Source organism: Clostridium sp. UBA5988, assembly GCF_002435615.1.
Classification (GTDB): domain Bacteria; phylum Bacillota; class Clostridia; order Clostridiales; family Clostridiaceae; genus Clostridium_J; species Clostridium_J sulfidigenes.
On sequence record NZ_DJBA01000019.1, the window covers coordinates 102769 to 120924 of the forward strand.

Genomic DNA, 18156 nt, shown 5'->3' on the forward strand with positions numbered 1-18156 from the left:
TATAAATTATATACTAGTTTATCTTAAGAAGTAAATACCAAGGCTATCAAATATTTATCAGCATAAATGTAAAACCACATGGTATACTAAATAAAAGCAAATTATAAGGAGGATATTAAAATGAAAATAACTTTTGATAACGAAACTAAAGATGCACTTTTAGAAAATTTAAGCAAACAAGGCAAATCTGTTGTTAGACTAGCTATTGCAGGTTTTGGTTGAGGCGGCCCTAACCTAAGCGTTGTTCTGGATGAACAAAAATCAAATGATACTGTAGAAACTGTTAATGGAATAACTTTTGCAGTTGATAAAGATGAAGAATATATTTTTGAAGATTGTATTGTTTCTTACAAAAAAACTTTCTTTGGAAAAACTTTTAGAGTAATATCTAAAGCTATAGGTGAAAGCTCTTGTAGCTAAAATACTAAAAAATAATGCACTCTTTAAAATAAAGAGTGCATTATTTTTTTAATATGTTAATCCCAATGACTAAAAACTCTATTTATTTGAAGTACTTACTTATTTCCTCTATTGAACTATTTAACACTGCTGCTATATTTTCTAATTCCTTAGAATTATTTAGATTTTCATAAGATATGGTTGAAGTTTCTTCCGAACTTGCCATGGTTTCTTGGGCTATACCTGATAGATTTGTAATGTTATCATGAATTTTTTCACTGCTATCTAAAATTGCAGATACCTTAGTAACCACACCTATCATTTCCTCTTTTACTGTAGATACATTTTTCTGAATAGTTGAAAATGCTTTATTTGTATCTTTAACCAATTGTTGTTGTTCATCATTAGCATGAACTAATTCTTCTACCTCTAAAACTGATACATTAGTATCTTCTTCTAGAGACTTCAGTATATTTCCTATCTCTAGTGAGTTATTTTTACTCTCAGCTGCTAATTTCTTTATTTCATCTGCTACCACAGCAAATCCTTTTCCACTTTCACCAACCCTAGCTGCTTCAATTGCAGCATTTAATGCTAGAAGATTAGTTTGCTCTGAAATAGATGATATAACATTAGTTATTTCCGCAATATTAGATGATTTTTCAGCTAGTTCCTTCATAATGTCACTAACCTTTTTATTTTTGCTCATAATATATTCACTTTTCTTAGATAATTCATGAACAATTTTTATTCCATTGTCTATTACCTCATCAGCTTCCTCAGAGGATTGTTTAACAATAGTAGTTACTTCTTCAGTCTCTGTTATTTCATGCTTTATATTATTTACTAAATTAGTCTGACTCTCAATTTCTTTGCTAGTATTAGTTGCCCCTATTGCTATTTCATCTATAGATGAATTTACAATTTCTGTACTTTGACCTATTAAAGAAACAATTCCTCTAAGCTCATTAGATTTTTCTTTAACTACAGTATATACATTGGATAAATCTATTAACATCTTTTGTTGTATCTTACTATTTTCATTTAATTCTTCTACATTTTTATTTATATCTTTATTCATTTTAGAAATAAATTGTGTAACTATTACAAGTGTTGGCAAAAACATTATAGTAGTACCTAAAATCCCACTTAACTCAGCGCTATTTCCTAACTTCACCTGCATATATGCATATATTAGTATAGATATTAAATTTATTCCACCAACAGTAGTTATTAATTTTAAATCCAAGTATAAAACTAAACTTAGTATAAATGGAAATCCAGCTGCAAAAGCAGATGCACAGGATGATGTGAGTAATATATATGTATCTACTAATAAAAATCCTGTAGCCAAAACCCATCTCATTATGTTATTTGATGAGTTTTTCATATATAAGAATATGGCTATAACATAGGCTATAGCTGCTACTAATATATTATATATTGCAAATCCAATCCTTCTATCTCCCTTATAAACTTGTAGAACTGAACCTGCTACTGTAACAAACATAATACTTAGGAATACAATTAACATTAATTTATTTACTTTAGTAATATAATTGTTATAGTTCTCTTTATGTTCATTTTTCCCCATAATAATTCCCCCCATATTTTTACTCCATTGAATTATCGTACCATTGTATATACATCTTAATATATATTTTCAAAATAAAACCATAAAACAAACCACCTAAGTAATTCGCTTTATGGTTTTATATAAATAATTTAGTTTCTATCTTTTTTTCATAATCCGACCATGTATCATGTATTGTTTTATCTTTTACCTTTGATACCTTATTCATAGTAGCATCAATATAATCTGCATAATGTACTATAAAAGCCTCTTCTGTATTTGGCCCTTTAGGAGATCCATACTCCGGTTTTCCATGATGTTGAACAATACATCCTTTAATTCGACTTTTAAAGTCCTCACTATAAAATCCAGGATTATTTTTAAATGCTTCTTCTATCATAGTTATACCTATAACTATATGACCTTCCATTTCACCTCTAATGGTTGGTTTAAACCTTCCAATTGACGAATATTCATATACCTTTCCAATATCATGAAGTTTTGCTGCTAATATAGCAATTTCCTTATATCTACAATTATACCTATATGCAAGTTTTTTTGCCCAATAGGTTACATTAAGAGTGTGTTCTGCAAGCCCACCTATATATGTATGGTGTTCTAACCCTCCAATTCCTTGAGAAAAAATATTCATAAAATCCTTATTACCAAAAAAATATTTATCTAAAGACATAACCTCTTCACATTTAAATTGTTGAGTTGTCATTTCTTCTAATTCATCTAATATAAATTTTACATCTCTTTTTACAAAGTTCATAAAATCATTTAAATTATAACTAGATTTTGATAAATCTAGCTTCACTATACTATTATCTTTTATACTAACATTTACTACATCACCTATATTTAATACATTATTGCAATTATTTTTAGCTTTAAGCCTTAATTCGCCTGTAACATCTCCTAGAGTATATATTATCTCATCTTTATATACTTTTTTATCTTTAATCATAAGTAATAATTCTACTAAATCCTTATTAGTACTATTAGCTACTTGAATCAAATAGATTGATTTCATAACCTCATCTCCTTATAAAGTCATCTATTATGTATCTTTTCATAAGAAGACATTTTTATTCTTTGATCCATATAATATTTTACTTATATTTATCTCCAAATTCTTCAACTAATGTAGTAACTAGTTTCTTTATATTACTTGCATGAGCTACTAAAATCATAACTAATAAGAACATTAATATTCTTTCTTTATCTTCATTATTAAATTCATACTTTTCCAAGTGTCTTCTAATAATTTCTTCTAAATCCTTCTCTTCTCCACTAAAAAATAATTCTATATTTTTTTGCTGTAAATCACTAAATAATTTAAAGGTATCTTCCCATGAAAGAATATCATCCTCCCTATTATTTATATCATTAAAAGCTAATCTAAATACACTTTTTATTTCATCTGTGGTCAAAATTGGCCTCATATATCCTAGTAAAACTAATTGAACTAAATGAAGCTTAGTATATCCTCTTTTTTTCCCATCTTCTGGTTTAGAAATAACTTCACTCTTTATATAATTTTGGAGTATGCTATTAGTAAATTTATCGTGCTTAAACTTATCGTTAAGATAATCTTTAACTTGTGATAAAAATAAGTCATACTGTGGTAATTCATCATACTGTATTATACTTTTTTCAGTATTCTCACCTATCATCTCCGAAAATTTAGATACCACCTCTTGAAAAATAGTCCCACTATCTCTTTCTCTATCATTCATTTTCATCCCTCACTTTAATAACCTTTTTAAAATTTAACATATTCTCGTCTTAATACTAGTTAAATATATCATAATGTAAATTTTTGTACACTACTTCATATTAATTATAAAAGATAATGTGTATATTTACAAATATCTTATAAAATAAAAGTCGAATTATTTATTCATGGATTATGAAATTAATATAAATTATTCATTCAAATATAAGCACATATCAATATTATTAACAATAATCACATTTTACTAACATATTATTATAAATAATATCAACATCAGCTGTTGATTAATATATACATGTTAATTCCTATAATTCTACTAACTTTAGGTATCTTTATAAATTATCCACATTATCCACAGATAGCTTGTGCATAATATTTTTTATTTTCTGTCTAGACTACTGAATAATATGGCTTTAGCTCCTTCAAATTTTGATATTTTTTGTAGAATCAATTCAGAAACTAAGTAAAATAGTATTGAAAATAAGTATTTTTATGTTAAAATATTAAATTGTAAGTTAAATTATTCATATTTTCCTTATTATGTGATTAATAGTACTATAATAGATTATATATTAATGGCACATAATGTAATAAATATATTTTTTTTATCATTTTTTATTGACTTATGATTTTTCTTGTATTATAGTTATTATATGGTATTAAATATAATATCTGCTAACTAAATTTTATTTGATTACATAATCAAAAATATAGGAGGAATTTATTATGAAATCAACTGGTGTTGTAAGAAAAGTAGACGAGTTAGGGAGAATAGTTATCCCGGTAGAATTGAGAAGGACTTTAGATATTGACGTTAAGGATGCTCTTGAAATTTACGTAGATGGTGAGCAAGTTATATTAAAAAAATATGAACCTGCATGTATCTTCTGTGGAGATGCTCGTGATGTGGTTAACTATAAATCTAAAAACATCTGTCAAAAATGTCTAAATGAATTAAAGAATCAACAATAAATAATAAAAACGTTACTTATTTTTAAGTAACGTTTTTATTATTTATATCGTATATACTATATAAATCTATTTACCCAACCTAAAATAAAAGACCAGTAATTAAATTACTGATCTTATCTTAAGAAATTAATATCTTCTTGCCCCTATATAATCGTATCTACTCATAGGCGATATCTTTACAACCTCATTATCTTGAGGAGCATGAAGGTAAGAATTATTACCTACATATATACCAACATGGTATGCATATCCGCCTGAACCAAAGAATACCAAATCCCCAGGTTGAGGATTAGAAACTGGTGTTCCTGCGTTCATTTGATCCTGCGCTACTCTAGGAAGACTTATTCCATTGGCAGCATATACATATCTAGTTAAGCCTGAGCAATCAAAAGTATTAGGCCCGTTTCCACCCCATTGGTATGGAACTCCTAAAAATTTATACGCATAACCAACTATAGAGCTTCCTGAAGCATTTGGAGGTGCTATCACATTTGAGCCACCACTGCCTCCCCTACTAGGTCTATTAGTACTAGTATTACCATTACTAACATACTGCATTATTTGTCTCTCTGTCTCTCTTATTTGAGCTTCACTCTCTTTCACAGCTGCATCAAATAAGTCTCTATTAGCCTCCGCTTTAGCTAAAGCCTTTTTATGTTCTGCTCTTTTTTCTTCCAATTGAGCTAATTTTTTATTATTTTCTTCTTGTAATGCATCTAGCTTTACTTTTTCATCTTGAACTACTTTTTTCTGTTTTTCAATAGTTTCTATTTTTTCATTTAAACTACTAACAATTTCTTTATCAGAGTTTATCATTATATTTATGTTATTTAATCTAGACATAAAATCTGATATACTATTTGAGTTTAAAAGCGCCTCAACATAACTACCCATACCATTAATGTACATCGCTTTCATTCTCTCACTAAATTTTTCATTTTGCTCTTTTATATCACTTTCAGTAGCTTGTACCTTCTTGTTGCTCTCTTCAATTTTGCCTTCTGCTTCAAGAATTTCAGCATTCAACTCTTCTATATCTATAGATATATCTTCCATCTGAGAATTTACTGACTGTATTGAAGCTTCTATCTCATCGACTTGCTCTTGAGCACTTTTATAGTTGTTTTTGTTTTCTTCCAACTTTTGCTCATATGTTGATCTATCACTGTTTGGATCTGCAAACGCACTAGTTCCAACACAAGAAATAGACAATGCTAAAGCAAGTACTAATGATATACTCTTCTTATTCAAAAAAATTCCCTCCCCCTCATTTATAAATCTCATTTACCATTATAACACTATAATGATTGTTATCTCAAGTAATTTAGGAAAAAAATGAGATAACCATCTATTTTTTAATAGATATACAGTAAATATATTCAATATAAATTATCATATTCCTTCTAATTTGAAAAATTTTTCAAACTGCTTTTGTTTATATATCAATTCCAAACTTATATACCTCTGATTTGTGTAGGTTTCTTTCCTTTGCAACTTTTTTTATTGCTTCTTTTTTATTTAATCCTTGATTTATATAATCTTTTATATGCTCCTCAATACTCATATCTACCCACTTAGACTTCATTTCTTCCATAATCTCAGTCTTACTTTTTCCTTCTAACACTAGTACATATTCACCCTTAGGCTTATTTTCTTTATAATGGTCTATACACTCTTCTAATGTTCCCCTTAATATAGTTTCATGAAGCTTTGTAAGCTCCTTACATATTGCAATATTTCTATTACCTAAGTTATCTTTTAAGAAATTTAAAGTAGATTCTAATCTATGTGGAGCCTCATAGAATATTAAAGTTTCTTGCCTATCTGCTAACCCCTCTATAATCTCTTTTCTATCCTTATTCTCTCTAGATAAGAATCCTATAAATAAAAATTTATCTGTATTTAGTCCAGAATAAACTAGCGCAGTAGTAATTGCTGTTGCTCCAGGATACACTTCAAATTCTATATTTTCTTCAATACATCTTTTCACTATAATAGCACCTGGATCTGAAATTCCTGGAGTGCCTGCATCACTTATTATAGCTATATTTTTGCCTTCTATTAATCTATTTATTATATCCTCACTTTTCCCATTCTCATTATGTTTATGATAACTTATCAATGTTTTTCTTATGTTAAAATGATTTAAAAGCTTTAAACTCTGTCTTGTATCTTCACATGCAATTATATCTACACTTTTTAAAGTTTCAAGGGCCCTAAGAGTTATATCTTTTAGATTTCCTATTGGAGTTGGTATTAAATATAATTTACCACTCACTTTTACTCACCTCTTCTATTTTTTGTCTTATTAATCTAACCATTGTGAATTATACACTGCTTTAATTTCCTCTGAATAAGAATCATCCTCCATATGTACATATAATGGATCTTCTATTTTTAAGAATGTCCCCCCATCCCTTTGTCCTTCTACTAATAATATATTAGGTGCCTTTCCTGGTTTAGGATGAATAAATCTTATTCTCTTTGGTTCTATTTTATACTTTCTCATAAGAGTAAATATGTCTACTATTCTATCTGGTCTATGTACCATAAAAAACTTACCATTATCCTTTAGTAACGTCCTAGCTGCCACTATAACATCTTCTAATGTGCAGCATACCTCATGTCTAGCAATGGCATTCTTATCACTGTCATTGAGTATTCCAGAGCTATATACCTTATACGGTGGATTTACAGTAACTATATCTACTCTACCTAATGATTTTAAAAGTTCCTTATCCTTTAAATCCCCTTCTATGAACTTAATCTCATCACTAAAATTATTATACATAGCAGTTCTATTTGCCATTTCAGCAAACTCTCCTTGTATCTCTATACCCTTTATTACTCCACATTGACTCTTACCTTTAATTATAAATGGAATTATTCCTGTTCCACTACATAAGTCAATAACAGTTGCATTTTTTTTTACCTTAGAAAAATTGGCTAAAAGTACTGCATCAACTCCAAATCTAAATCCCTCTTTTTTTTGTATGATATGAATACCCTTTAATTGTAAGTCATCTAACGTTTCATCTATGTTTATTAAACTCATAATATAAAATTCCTTTCTAATACCCAGATTACACATATCTTATTATATAATAAGTTGCTATGTTTTTCATCTTATCCATAATATCTATAAAATAACTACTAATTATCCAAAAATTTATTCTTAAAATTACAAAATCCCCTTGAGTAGTTATAAATATTTAACTACTCAAGGGGAAACCTTTTTATTTTTACATACTATAATATAGGGGGATGCAATATGTTTTTTCTAGTATTTTATAAATAATATATACTAAATAAAACATATTGCATTTAGGGTTTATATTTATGATTTAATTTGTCATTTATCCGATGACTACCAGCTCTAATACGCCCATCTTTTTCAAAGTGGGAGTAAAGAGCTGCTANNGTGAGAGTAAAGAGCTGCTACGCCCCTGGATAACGATTTCTAGAGCTTCAAAGAAGCTAAGAACTCTGTTAATATTATTACCAATATCAATAGGAATATACAATTATATTTAACTTATTACTTAAGTAGCAGTAATAACTAATGGTTTAATTTAATATAATACAATAATCATTCAGTATAATCAATTAAGAAAGGTTTGCATTCATTATGGAAATATTATTTTACCCCTTTTCATCAATAGATTTTCAATCAAGTACTTCTATATTGTTAGATGCATCATTTTTGTTAAGTTTAGTTTATGATGATGATATAAAACATACTGAATGTATAGAAGTATTCAGAATATTACTCAATAACCAGTGCAAACTTTTAGTTACAAATATAATTTCTGCTGAAGTTTTAAATCAAATTATGTATAAAATATTTATGATAGATATACGTCACAAAATTGATAAAGAAAGCGCCTTTAATTCTCAAACAAATATAAAACAAATTATATCATCTTTTAGTAAATATGACAGAAAAATTATAAAGGATAAAAGAATAGATAAGCTAAGAGAAATTCCCTATAAAAAGTATTTTGATAACCTATCTAAAAACAGTTCTAAAAGAGATCTACTAAGTATTTATTATAAAACTGCTGTAACCATGCACAATCAACTCGAAAATACCGTTAAATACGAATATGTTGAAATAAATAAGCTCTGTATGAGTAAGACTAAAGAAATAATGATTAAAAACCTATTGTCTATAAATGATGCTACACATATAGCTACTTGTATATGTCATAATATACATTATTTATTAACTCTAGATAGTGACTTTGTTTATGCCAATTGCGATTCTGTTAAAATATTAAAAATATAGCCATGTAGTATTTCTACATGGCTATATTTCAGATATCTCCTTGATCTAAAGTTAATTTTTTCATATATTACTTATTAGGTATACATAAAGTATCTTCAACTTTTATTGTATCCTCATTTAGGTTATTATGTGCTTTAATTAATTCAATTCCATCCATTATATCCATATTGGATAAATACTCCTTAGATATACTAAATAATGTATCGCCTGATTTAACAACATACTTAATGTGATCAGTATGTTCTGATGCATTAGCTGAAGCTACCTCTTCTGATTTTGGGTCTGATTTTTTTTCTCCTGTTACCAATGAAGTTTCATAAGATATAATAAGTTTTTGTCCTGATGAAATAATATCATCTTTATTCATATTATTCCTTGTTAATATTTCTGCTACTACTTCATTTGGGTCAGAGCTTGGCATGTAAGTTCTAGCTATACTATAAAGTGTATCATTAGCTTTTACTGTATAGTATCCTTCTTTTACTTCTTCCATACCTGTATCTTTTTTATCTTCTTGTTCTAGTGTAGTTTTATCATTGACCTTTGTGCTATCAGTATTCTCTTTATTTTCATTTATAGCTTCATTAGTCTTTGAGTCAGTGGTTGTAGCTGGTTTGTTACTAGTTTCTTTATTTTGATCTTTATTCCCTATATAGCTTACAGAAAAAAATATTCCACCCAAAACAATTGCACAGCTTATAGCTATTATTATTTGTTTTTTAAATTTCATAATTAACACCTCTCTATATTTTAATACTACTATTTAAATAATTAACAAATTTATATAAAATATACATGTTTAATTAATTTTGTTTATTTTTATGCAAAAAAATCCTTGTAGCTTTATATCTACAAGGATTCTGAATAATTATATAACTGTGTAACCACTATTCTCTATGGATTCAATTATATCATCTATGTTTATAAAATAATTGTCATAAACAATTTCTACTTCTTTTTTAGCTTTGTGTATTCCACAGGCTATAACCCCTTCATTGGCGGATATGGCATTCTTAACTCTTGTAACATCTTTACTTGTAACCATATCACAAACTTTAAGTGTGGTCTTCATATCCTTCCTCCTAATTTTCTTTAAATAGCTCTTTAATTAGTGTAGGGTCTTCAGCTTGATTTTCTAATTCCTTTAAATCAATTTCATTAATTATATCTTCATAGCTACCAGATATTAATGTTAAATCATTTATACTAACTACTTTAATATCATCTTCACCATCTTTTATGTTTACTTTTACTTTTACCGCCTCTTTAACTACACTATTAGAAACTACTTCTCCTTTTCCATAGCATGTATCTACTATAGAACCTACCTTAGGTAATCTTTTTCTTATCCCTTCATATGTTTCTTGCTCATAATTTAAACAACACATAAGTCTTCCACATATTCCTGATATTTTAGTAGGGTTTAAAGATAGGTTTTGTTCCTTTGCCATTTTTATTGATACTGGGGCAAATTCACCTAAAAATGTAGAGCAACATAAACTTCTTCCACAAGGTCCAAGACCTCCAGTCATCTTAGCTTCATCCCTAACACCAATTTGTCTTAATTCTATTCTAGTTCTAAAAATTGATGCCAGATCCTTAACTAATTCCCTGAAATCTACTCTACCATCTGCTGTAAAATAGAATATTACTTTATTATTGTCAAAAGTATATTCTACATCTATAAGCTTCATAGTCAAATCATGAGCCTTTATTTTCTCAAGACATATCTTAAAAGCTTCTTCTTCCTTTTCTTTATTAATTTTATTTGCATTTATATCGTCCTCTAAAGCTTTTCTTATTACATTCTTTAAAGGAGCTACAATTTCACCTTCTCTGAGTTCTTTCATGCCAACTACACACTCACCAAACTCAATTCCTCTTGCGGTTTCAACAACTACAAAGTCACCTTTTTTTATATCCAAATCACCAGGATTAAAATAATATATTTTACCTGCCTTTTTAAATCTTACTCCTATTACTGTTATCATATTTAAACCGTTGCCAAAACATTATAGAAATCTATAAAGCTTGTTTAATTCCCTGTTCAATGTGTCCGATTTTGCTATAAAGCTACTTTCGTTTGCTATAACACTCCCAGGGCTTAAATTCCCATACAACGCATGGTACATATTAGTAGTATCTTTTAAGTGATTAGCCTACTAATTCATATCTTGATAGATTGATACTTGCGTTATAATCCCTATCTATAACTAAGCCACATTCTTCACAGATATATGTCCTTTCAGATAATGAAAGCTTTGGTTTTACATGACCACACTTACTACAAGTCTTTGATGATGGATACCATTTATCAGCTTCAATAAACTCAATTCCATTGAACTCACATTTGTATTGCATTTGTTTTTTAAACTCATATAAACATTGTTTTGAAATTGCTTTTGATAAATGCTTATTCTTCATCATGCCTTTAATATTAAGTGTTTCCATAACAACTCTTGATGGCTTGGTTTTCACTATCTTATTCGTTGCTTGGTGATTATAATTACTTCTTATATTGGCTAATTTTCTATGAAGTAATCTAATCTGCTTTTCGATTTTTATAATATTACTTGTTTTAACAAACTTACTCCCTTCTTTATTTTTTAGGTATTTACGAGATACTCTACGTTGTAATCTACGTAGCCTTTTTTCAAGTTGCTTTACAACTCTTGTTTTATTAATATTTTTAAAAGTCATTCCATTGGAGCATATAGCTAAATCTTTTATGCCCAAATCAATTCCTATGCTTTCAGTAGTTAATGCTACTATTGGGTTTTCTTTTTCTATACCAACTGCTATAAACCAATACTTTCCGTCAAAACTTATTCTTGGATTAGTATATTTACAATTTATAGGTATTGAGTTTTTCTTTATAGTAACCCAACCTACTTTTTCAATTAATACTGAACTTTCTTTAACTTTGAGCTTTGATGTATCGTTATAGAAAGACGGTTTAGATTTTCTTCGACTCTTGAATCGTGGTTTATCAGCTAACCCTTTGAAAAACTTTTTATAAGCTTCACAACCATCTTTAACAGCTTGTTTAGCCACATTGTTAGATACTTCATTAAGCCAATTAAGTTCTGTTTTCTTTAAGATAGTTAATTCTTTTCTTAAATCATTATCAGATATGAATTTACCACCATTTTTACGCGTGCCCTTTAGGGTATAGTTTTCTTCTTGTCTTGCTAAAGTCCAATTATAAATAAATCTTGCAGTACCAACTGATTGCCATAATTTCTGTTCATGCTCTTTAGTTGGATACAATCTAACTTTCTTCCCCAGTATCACTCTCTAACAACTCCTTAATCATTTTTTTAGCTTTATTGGCTCTCTTGCCTTGAAGTCTACAACTAAAAACTGATTAAGTTGCTCTTGTGAATAGTATCTATACACTGTTGGAGCAACATGATGTGGTTTTAATATGTCTTTTTTATCTCACCCTCTTAATGTTTGAGAGTTTTTACTTATTAGTTTTGAAAACTCCCCAATAGAATAGTATTTCATATAATCACCTCTTGAATTTATTACAACATAATCATTATATAAAATCAAAAATATTATATAAACTTCTATAGAGTTTTATTGACTGTTGCTATACCTCCTGCATTCTCAAAACCATCGTTATAAATGCCAATGACGAGTTTACATTATTTTTTAAAGTTTTTCTTGTATCATCTACAACTTTAATCATACCATTTAATTTACTTAATGAAAATATATTAACTAAATCTTTAATATCGGATATTTTATCAATATTTATTATAAGCTCTTCATCTACAACTTCTTTATAAATAATTATGTCTCTTATTATAGTTATAATTACATCTAAAATTTCCTCTTCCATATTTCTATAATCATTAAAAAACTTTTCATATAATAAAGAGGTTTCATAATCTTTATCCTTAATTTTATATATAAGCTCAAAAATTGTATTTCTTATTAAATTAAAATCCTCATTTTCTATTAAACTCTCTGCTTTTCCTGGTATTCCTTTTGCAAAAGAAATAGCCACTAATAGCTTGTTTTCTTCAATTTCTGTATATCTATTCTTAAGAAATAAAATCATCTCTTGATTTGATAGTGGTTTTAGTTTATGTATGCCACACCTGGATTTAATTGTATCCAACATACCTTCTAATTCTTCACACAAAATAAATATATAAACATTAGCCGGTGGTTCTTCTATAGTCTTTAAAAATGCATTCTGTGCTTGAAATGTAATTTTATCACCGTTGTCTATGATAATAACCTTTTTATCTCTTTCAAAAGGTTTCTTATTACATTCTTCTATAATACTCCTAATAGTATTCACTCCTATTGATGCTTTTCCCTTATCTAAAGACCAATTAATTATATCTACATGTTCTCTTACTTTATCTATTCCTAAGAGCCTTGATGCTATAAATTTAGCTAAAACACTTTTCCCTATACCTTTTTCTCCAACTAGTATATGAGCATGAGTAAATTTATTATTATTAATTGCTTCAATTAAGCTATTTTTTATATTTTCATGACCTATCATACTCATTTGCTCCTTCCTATATAATAAATAATGTACAATAAGTTTAACCTATTGTACATTATTTTACTTAAATATATTATACTCTTAAAAACTTATCTACATCAACAACAAATATAGTAGCACCACCTATATTTACCTCTACAGGATATGGAACATATACCCCTGTAGATCCAGCAACCGGAGAAGGTGATGATATAAGTTGTTTTCTAACTTTGCAGATTTCTTCTATATATCCTAAAACAGTATCAACTTTCTCTACCTCTACACCTATCATTAATGTGGTATTTCCAGCTTTTAAAAATCCACCTGTAGTTGCAAGCTTTGTAACCCTTAACCCATTCTCTGTTAAGATATCGATTAAATCCATAGCATCGTCATCTTGAACTATCGCAATTATTAATTTCATATAATACCCCTCCTAAATATTTATTTATGCTCTATATAGGATTCAACTCTATTTACTATATCCCTATGAATATTTTCTATAGAGTCATCTCCATTTATTAATTCTATTTTATCATAAATACTACTAATTTTTGAATATCCTTCAAAAACTTTTTTATGAAAATCCATACCAACATTCTCGAGTCTATCTAATTCCCGTTGATTTTTCTTTCTTTCAATTCCTTTATCATATGGAATACTTATCATAAATACTAAATCCGCTTCAAGTCCACCTAAAGCACAATCATTTATAGATTTGACAGTGTCTATTCCCAAATCTCTAGCAATTCCTTGATAAACTATAGATGAATATACAAATCTATCACATAAGACTACCTTCCCTTGAGCAATCGCAGGCTTTATTACTTCTTTTATAAGTTGAGCCCTCGCCGCAGCATATAGTAAAGCCTCACACATGTTATCCATTTCTTGGTTACCATTATCTAAAATTACCGCCCTAATTTTTTCACTAATTTTAGTTCCTCCTGGTTCTCTCGTTCTTATAACTTCAATACCCTTATCCACAAAATATTTCTCTAATAATTCTATTTGTGTAGATTTTCCACTACCATCTGGACCTTCTAATGCTATTAATAACCCTTTATTCAAAAAACTTACCTCCCAACTTATCTTTTCCTATAGTTTCTTTGCTACTTTATTATAATTAAGTTATTTTCCTTCACTCCTAATAATGTAACATTTTTATCTATATAATATCCTATTATATCAATAATATCTTTTGTAATAATCTCTCCTGGCATTATTAGTGGTACCCCAGGTGGATATGGGACAATGGCTTGTCCGCACACTTTATTAATGGAATCCTTAATACTACACTCAACTTTTTTCATATTTAGAGTTTCCCATGGTAATTTATCTATTAATGGAATTTCATACTGCATAGGCTTTACATATTGATCTATTAAAGTATCCTTATTGCACTCTTTTAGTATTCTATAAAGTTTATCAAAATCATCTCTGGTGTTTGAAGTAGCAAAAATTAATACTACATTTCTTGAGTCACTCATTTCACATTGAATCTTATTAACTTTTAAATAATCTAGTAATAGATGTCCACTAAATCCTTTAGGTACATTTATAACATATCTAGTTTTATCTATATATACCTTATTTCTAGTTGATGAACCTTTCTTAATTATATCATGCTCATCTATTATATGATAAAAACCAATGTCATTTATTTTTTTTCTATATTCCTCACATAAATTAATTAATATACTGTAATCCTTACTTCCATACTTCTGTAAATAATATCTACTATAATCCATACTGGCAAGAAATACATATGAAGGACTAGTTGTCAAAAACACGCTAGTATAGAAGTTAACCTCATCTAAAAGCTCATCACAATTAACGTGTAAAAACGATGTTTGTGTTAAGCTTGGTAATGTTTTATGAGCACTTTGAACAACCATATCGCAACCTAGCTTAAGCGGATTATCCGGCAATTCATCTATAACTCCAAAATGTGCTCCATGAGCACAATCTATTAATACCTTCATATTATATTTCTTTGCTTCTTTTACTATTTCCTCTAACTCTGTACATATGCCATAATAATTAGGGTATGTTAATAATATTCCCTTAGCATCTTGATTTTCCTTTATTAATTTAAATAGATGCTTTTTATCAATAGAAAAAGGAGCATCATATTTTTCACTTATCTCATTCATAACATATATAGGCTTTAACTTACGTAATATTATACTATTGAATACTGATCTATGACAGTTTCTTTCTACGATTATTTTATCGCCTTCTTTAAATGTAGCAAATATCATAATCATGTTTCCTGATGTACTTCCATTAACTAAAAAATAAGATTTTTTACTCCCATAGTAATTAGCAAGTTGTTCTTGTCCTTCTTTTATTATGCCCGTAGGATTATGAAGATTATCTAAACCCTCTACCTCAGTAATATCAAATTTAATGAAATTATCTACTAAAATCTTTCCTTCTTTTGTATCTTCATATGCTTTTCCCATTTTATGCCCAGGCATAGCAAAATAGCTATTTTCTTCTTTTTTATATTTCAATAGTGCGTCTACTATCGGTAATCTTGGCACTTATCATTCACTCCTCTTGGTATAAGTTGAACTATATTCTTTTTAATACAGTTCTTATAAAATTCATAAAAATCTGTACTAGTTTCTATTGTTAATAATCTTCTTTCACAGTTCTCACAAATTCTTCGTCCATATATAAGTATACCATTATCTAGAGGCTTTCTGCATATAATACATTCCTTATTCATATTTTTCCCCCTCAAAATTTATCCAATAGAACTTGTTAGTCTATTATTATATCGTCTTTGAATAAGTCAACTTAGTTAAAATAGAGTAATCCTCCTAAGTTTTATCCATGTTAAGACTGTCTTAATTATCGCCCCTTATAATATATTTTATTCATGAAATTCTTTTTTTTATTTTGTCCAAAAAAAAAATTTCATCTTATAATTCATACTTTTTCTACTTTAAATAACATCAAGTATACTGTTAATAAATTAATAAACCCATATACCTATTAATCTACATAAATTGTCTAATTTCCTTGTATTTACAAATACTTTTAATAAAAAATTTATTACAAATATATATACTATTAAAGTACTATTTATCTATAAATTTGTTACTGGATAATATAAAGATATGTGCACATACTAATTACATAAGGGCAGATATTGATAATATTAGTATCTATAAAATTGTAGGGAGGGTTACATTTGAAACAAAATGTTCTAAGTTTTTTATCTACTATAAAATCTGAAATTCTAGATATTAATAAATTTTTATATGAAAATAGTGAAAACTGTTTTAATGAATATAAATCATCAGATTACATTATAAAACTATTACAAAAATATAATTTTAATATTGAAAAAAACTTCATAGATATTCCAACTGCATTTCGTGCCAGAATTGGACACAATCATCCTGAGATATGTTTTATATGTAAATATAGTAGCGGAAGTGATGATGGTCATATCTTTGGTAATAATGCTAATGCTACTATGTCTTTAGGTGCAGCCATAGGGTTATCTTCTGTCATTGACAAAATAGGAGGTTCTATTCTAGTAATCGGATGTCCAGGGAAATACTCTAATGGTTCAGAAATTATAATGACCAAAGAAAATGTGTTTGAAAATTGTAGTGTAATTTTTGCTCCTCATGTGGATAATATAACATCTATTAATAATACTTCACAAGCATGCACAACCTTACAGCTTGATTACAATAATTTACTTGTTTCTAATGATAATGCTAACCAAAGTTCATTAGATGTTTGTCTACATACAGTACACTTTATAAACGAGTTAGTTAAAAACATCTCAAAAGAATGTTATATGGATCACTTAAACCTTACTTGTGATAATGCATTAATTGAATATCCTTCATCTGCTAAGGTTAAATTTGAAATTAAATCAAAAGATCATAAGTTATGTCACAAAATCGAAGAAAATATACGAAACTATATTAAATGCATAGAAGATATTATAAATATAGATTGCTCTATTAAGTTAATTGAGCTTCCTTGTAAAGAACTTTTAGATAATAAAGTAGTAAATAAATTATTTGAAAATAACTTAAAAGAAACCGGATTAATTGAAATGAACTACGGAAAAAAAATGCTATATCCCTTAGGCATTGGTACTGTAAGTCATACTACGCCTACTATATATCCGTCTATATCAATAGTAAATAATCCATCAATTCATTGTCCATCAAAACAGTTTATGGATTTAACATTAACAGAATATGCTCAATGTAATATATGGAAGGCTATTGAAGCCTTAATTTTAACTTCTATAGATTTAATTGAACGAAAAGATTTAATCTATGAAAGCACTACCTCTCTCTCTAAAAACATTTCTAAACCTTTATAATTGAATAAAAGTAAATTCTGATGTACCATACTATATAAGAATTTGCATACCAAATCTAATAATTATACTCTATAATTTAATACATAAAATAAAAAGACTTGTAAACAATATGTTTACAAGTCTTTTTGGAGGCGCCACCCAGATTTGAACTGGGGATAAAGGCTTTGCAGGCCTCTGCCTTACCACTTGGCTATAGCGCCAAACTGGTGGCTCGAGCAGGAATCGAACCAGCGACACGAGGATTTTCAGTCCTCTGCTCTACCGACTGAGCTATCGAGCCACATCTGACCTGGCAACAACCTACCCT

At 28.2% G+C, this 18156-nt stretch carries 18 protein-coding genes, 2 tRNA genes and 1 pseudogene; 3 read left to right on the plus strand and 18 right to left on the minus strand.

Going from position 1 to position 18156, the window contains the following annotated elements; all coding sequences use genetic code 11:
• Positions 1–502 precede the first annotated feature (502 nt).
• The 3 genes from B3J31_RS04075 to B3J31_RS04085 form a co-directional block, all read right to left on the minus strand.
• On the minus strand, positions 503–1993 hold the full coding sequence (locus B3J31_RS04075) for a methyl-accepting chemotaxis protein (RefSeq protein ID WP_346873671.1): 1491 nt from the start codon (positions 1991–1993) through the stop codon (positions 503–505).
• Positions 1994–2111: 118 nt separating this feature from the next.
• On the minus strand, positions 2112–3008 hold the full coding sequence (locus B3J31_RS04080; RefSeq protein ID WP_346873672.1) for an HD domain-containing protein: 897 nt from the start codon (positions 3006–3008) through the stop codon (positions 2112–2114).
• A 79-nt stretch (positions 3009–3087) separates the two neighbouring features.
• Positions 3088–3651: a DUF1836 domain-containing protein gene (locus tag B3J31_RS04085; RefSeq protein ID WP_414632058.1), complete on the minus strand. Its 564-nt coding sequence runs from the start codon at positions 3649–3651 to the stop codon at positions 3088–3090.
• Positions 3652–4439: 788 nt separating this feature from the next.
• On the opposite strand from B3J31_RS04085, the gene B3J31_RS04090 reads away from it, so the two are divergent.
• Positions 4440–4685, plus strand: coding sequence for an AbrB/MazE/SpoVT family DNA-binding domain-containing protein (locus tag B3J31_RS04090; RefSeq protein WP_035130802.1), 246 nt, complete (start codon positions 4440–4442; stop codon positions 4683–4685).
• Positions 4686–4811: 126 nt separating this feature from the next.
• Here B3J31_RS04090 and B3J31_RS04095 read toward each other — a convergent pair whose 3' ends face one another.
• From B3J31_RS04095 to B3J31_RS04105, 3 genes are all read right to left on the minus strand, one after another.
• Positions 4812–5936: an NlpC/P60 family protein gene (locus tag B3J31_RS04095; RefSeq protein ID WP_346873673.1), complete on the minus strand. Its 1125-nt coding sequence runs from the start codon at positions 5934–5936 to the stop codon at positions 4812–4814.
• A 184-nt stretch (positions 5937–6120) separates the two neighbouring features.
• Positions 6121–6963: a 16S rRNA (cytidine(1402)-2'-O)-methyltransferase gene (gene rsmI, locus B3J31_RS04100; RefSeq protein WP_150846187.1), complete on the minus strand. Its 843-nt coding sequence runs from the start codon at positions 6961–6963 to the stop codon at positions 6121–6123.
• 30 nt (positions 6964–6993) lie between these two features.
• Positions 6994–7740 carry a tRNA1(Val) (adenine(37)-N6)-methyltransferase gene (locus B3J31_RS04105; RefSeq protein WP_346873674.1) on the minus strand — a complete coding sequence of 249 codons (747 nt, stop codon included), beginning with the start codon at positions 7738–7740 and terminating at the stop codon, positions 6994–6996.
• Positions 7741–8313: 573 nt separating this feature from the next.
• Here B3J31_RS04105 and B3J31_RS04110 point away from each other — a divergent pair.
• Positions 8314–8973, plus strand: coding sequence for a type II toxin-antitoxin system VapC family toxin (locus B3J31_RS04110; RefSeq protein WP_035130799.1), 660 nt, complete (start codon positions 8314–8316; stop codon positions 8971–8973).
• Between the two features lie 67 nt (positions 8974–9040).
• Here the strand turns inward: B3J31_RS04110 and B3J31_RS04115 are convergent, their stop codons facing one another.
• From B3J31_RS04115 to B3J31_RS04160, 10 genes and pseudogenes are all read right to left on the minus strand, one after another.
• Entirely contained in the window at positions 9041–9703 is a 663-nt protein-coding gene (locus B3J31_RS04115) for a LysM peptidoglycan-binding domain-containing protein (RefSeq protein ID WP_346873675.1), read from the minus strand.
• A gap of 138 nt (positions 9704–9841) precedes the next feature.
• Positions 9842–10045, minus strand: a complete 204-nt coding sequence (locus B3J31_RS04120; protein WP_150846184.1) for a heavy-metal-associated domain-containing protein — start codon at positions 10043–10045, stop codon at positions 9842–9844.
• A 10-nt stretch (positions 10046–10055) separates the two neighbouring features.
• On the minus strand, positions 10056–10964 hold the full coding sequence (locus tag B3J31_RS04125) for a regulatory iron-sulfur-containing complex subunit RicT (RefSeq protein WP_150846183.1): 909 nt from the start codon (positions 10962–10964) through the stop codon (positions 10056–10058).
• A 163-nt stretch (positions 10965–11127) separates the two neighbouring features.
• Positions 11128–12267, minus strand: coding sequence for an RNA-guided endonuclease InsQ/TnpB family protein (locus B3J31_RS04130; RefSeq protein WP_035130785.1), 1140 nt, complete (start codon positions 12265–12267; stop codon positions 11128–11130).
• Positions 12268–12330: 63 nt separating this feature from the next.
• Positions 12331–12483, minus strand: a pseudogene (locus tag B3J31_RS04135) (MerR family transcriptional regulator); the annotation flags it as partial.
• 88 nt (positions 12484–12571) lie between these two features.
• The gene (locus B3J31_RS04140; RefSeq protein ID WP_150846182.1) at positions 12572–13507 is read right to left on the minus strand and encodes a DNA polymerase III subunit delta'; all 936 of its coding nucleotides are present in this window, start codon (positions 13505–13507) and stop codon (positions 12572–12574) included.
• Positions 13508–13577: 70 nt separating this feature from the next.
• The gene (locus B3J31_RS04145) at positions 13578–13907 is read right to left on the minus strand and encodes a cyclic-di-AMP receptor (protein WP_035130781.1); all 330 of its coding nucleotides are present in this window, start codon (positions 13905–13907) and stop codon (positions 13578–13580) included.
• A gap of 20 nt (positions 13908–13927) precedes the next feature.
• The gene (tmk, locus tag B3J31_RS04150; protein ID WP_150846181.1) at positions 13928–14554 is read right to left on the minus strand and encodes a dTMP kinase; all 627 of its coding nucleotides are present in this window, start codon (positions 14552–14554) and stop codon (positions 13928–13930) included.
• A 41-nt stretch (positions 14555–14595) separates the two neighbouring features.
• Positions 14596–16032 carry an aminotransferase class I/II-fold pyridoxal phosphate-dependent enzyme gene (locus B3J31_RS04155; RefSeq protein ID WP_346873676.1) on the minus strand — a complete coding sequence of 479 codons (1437 nt, stop codon included), beginning with the start codon at positions 16030–16032 and terminating at the stop codon, positions 14596–14598.
• Positions 16014–16220, minus strand: a complete 207-nt coding sequence (locus B3J31_RS04160; protein ID WP_150846179.1) for a sigma factor G inhibitor Gin — start codon at positions 16218–16220, stop codon at positions 16014–16016. The genes B3J31_RS04155 and B3J31_RS04160 overlap by 19 nt, the downstream gene beginning before the upstream one ends.
• A gap of 468 nt (positions 16221–16688) precedes the next feature.
• On the opposite strand from B3J31_RS04160, the gene B3J31_RS04165 reads away from it, so the two are divergent.
• Entirely contained in the window at positions 16689–17849 is a 1161-nt protein-coding gene (locus B3J31_RS04165; RefSeq protein ID WP_150846178.1) for a M20 family metallopeptidase, read from the plus strand.
• A gap of 126 nt (positions 17850–17975) precedes the next feature.
• Here B3J31_RS04165 and B3J31_RS04170 read toward each other — a convergent pair.
• Both B3J31_RS04170 and B3J31_RS04175 read right to left on the minus strand, forming a co-directional pair.
• Positions 17976–18049 (minus strand) — tRNA-Cys (locus tag B3J31_RS04170).
• Positions 18050–18053: 4 nt separating this feature from the next.
• Positions 18054–18129: transfer RNA gene (locus tag B3J31_RS04175), tRNA-Phe, on the minus strand.
• Positions 18130–18156 lie beyond the last annotated feature (27 nt).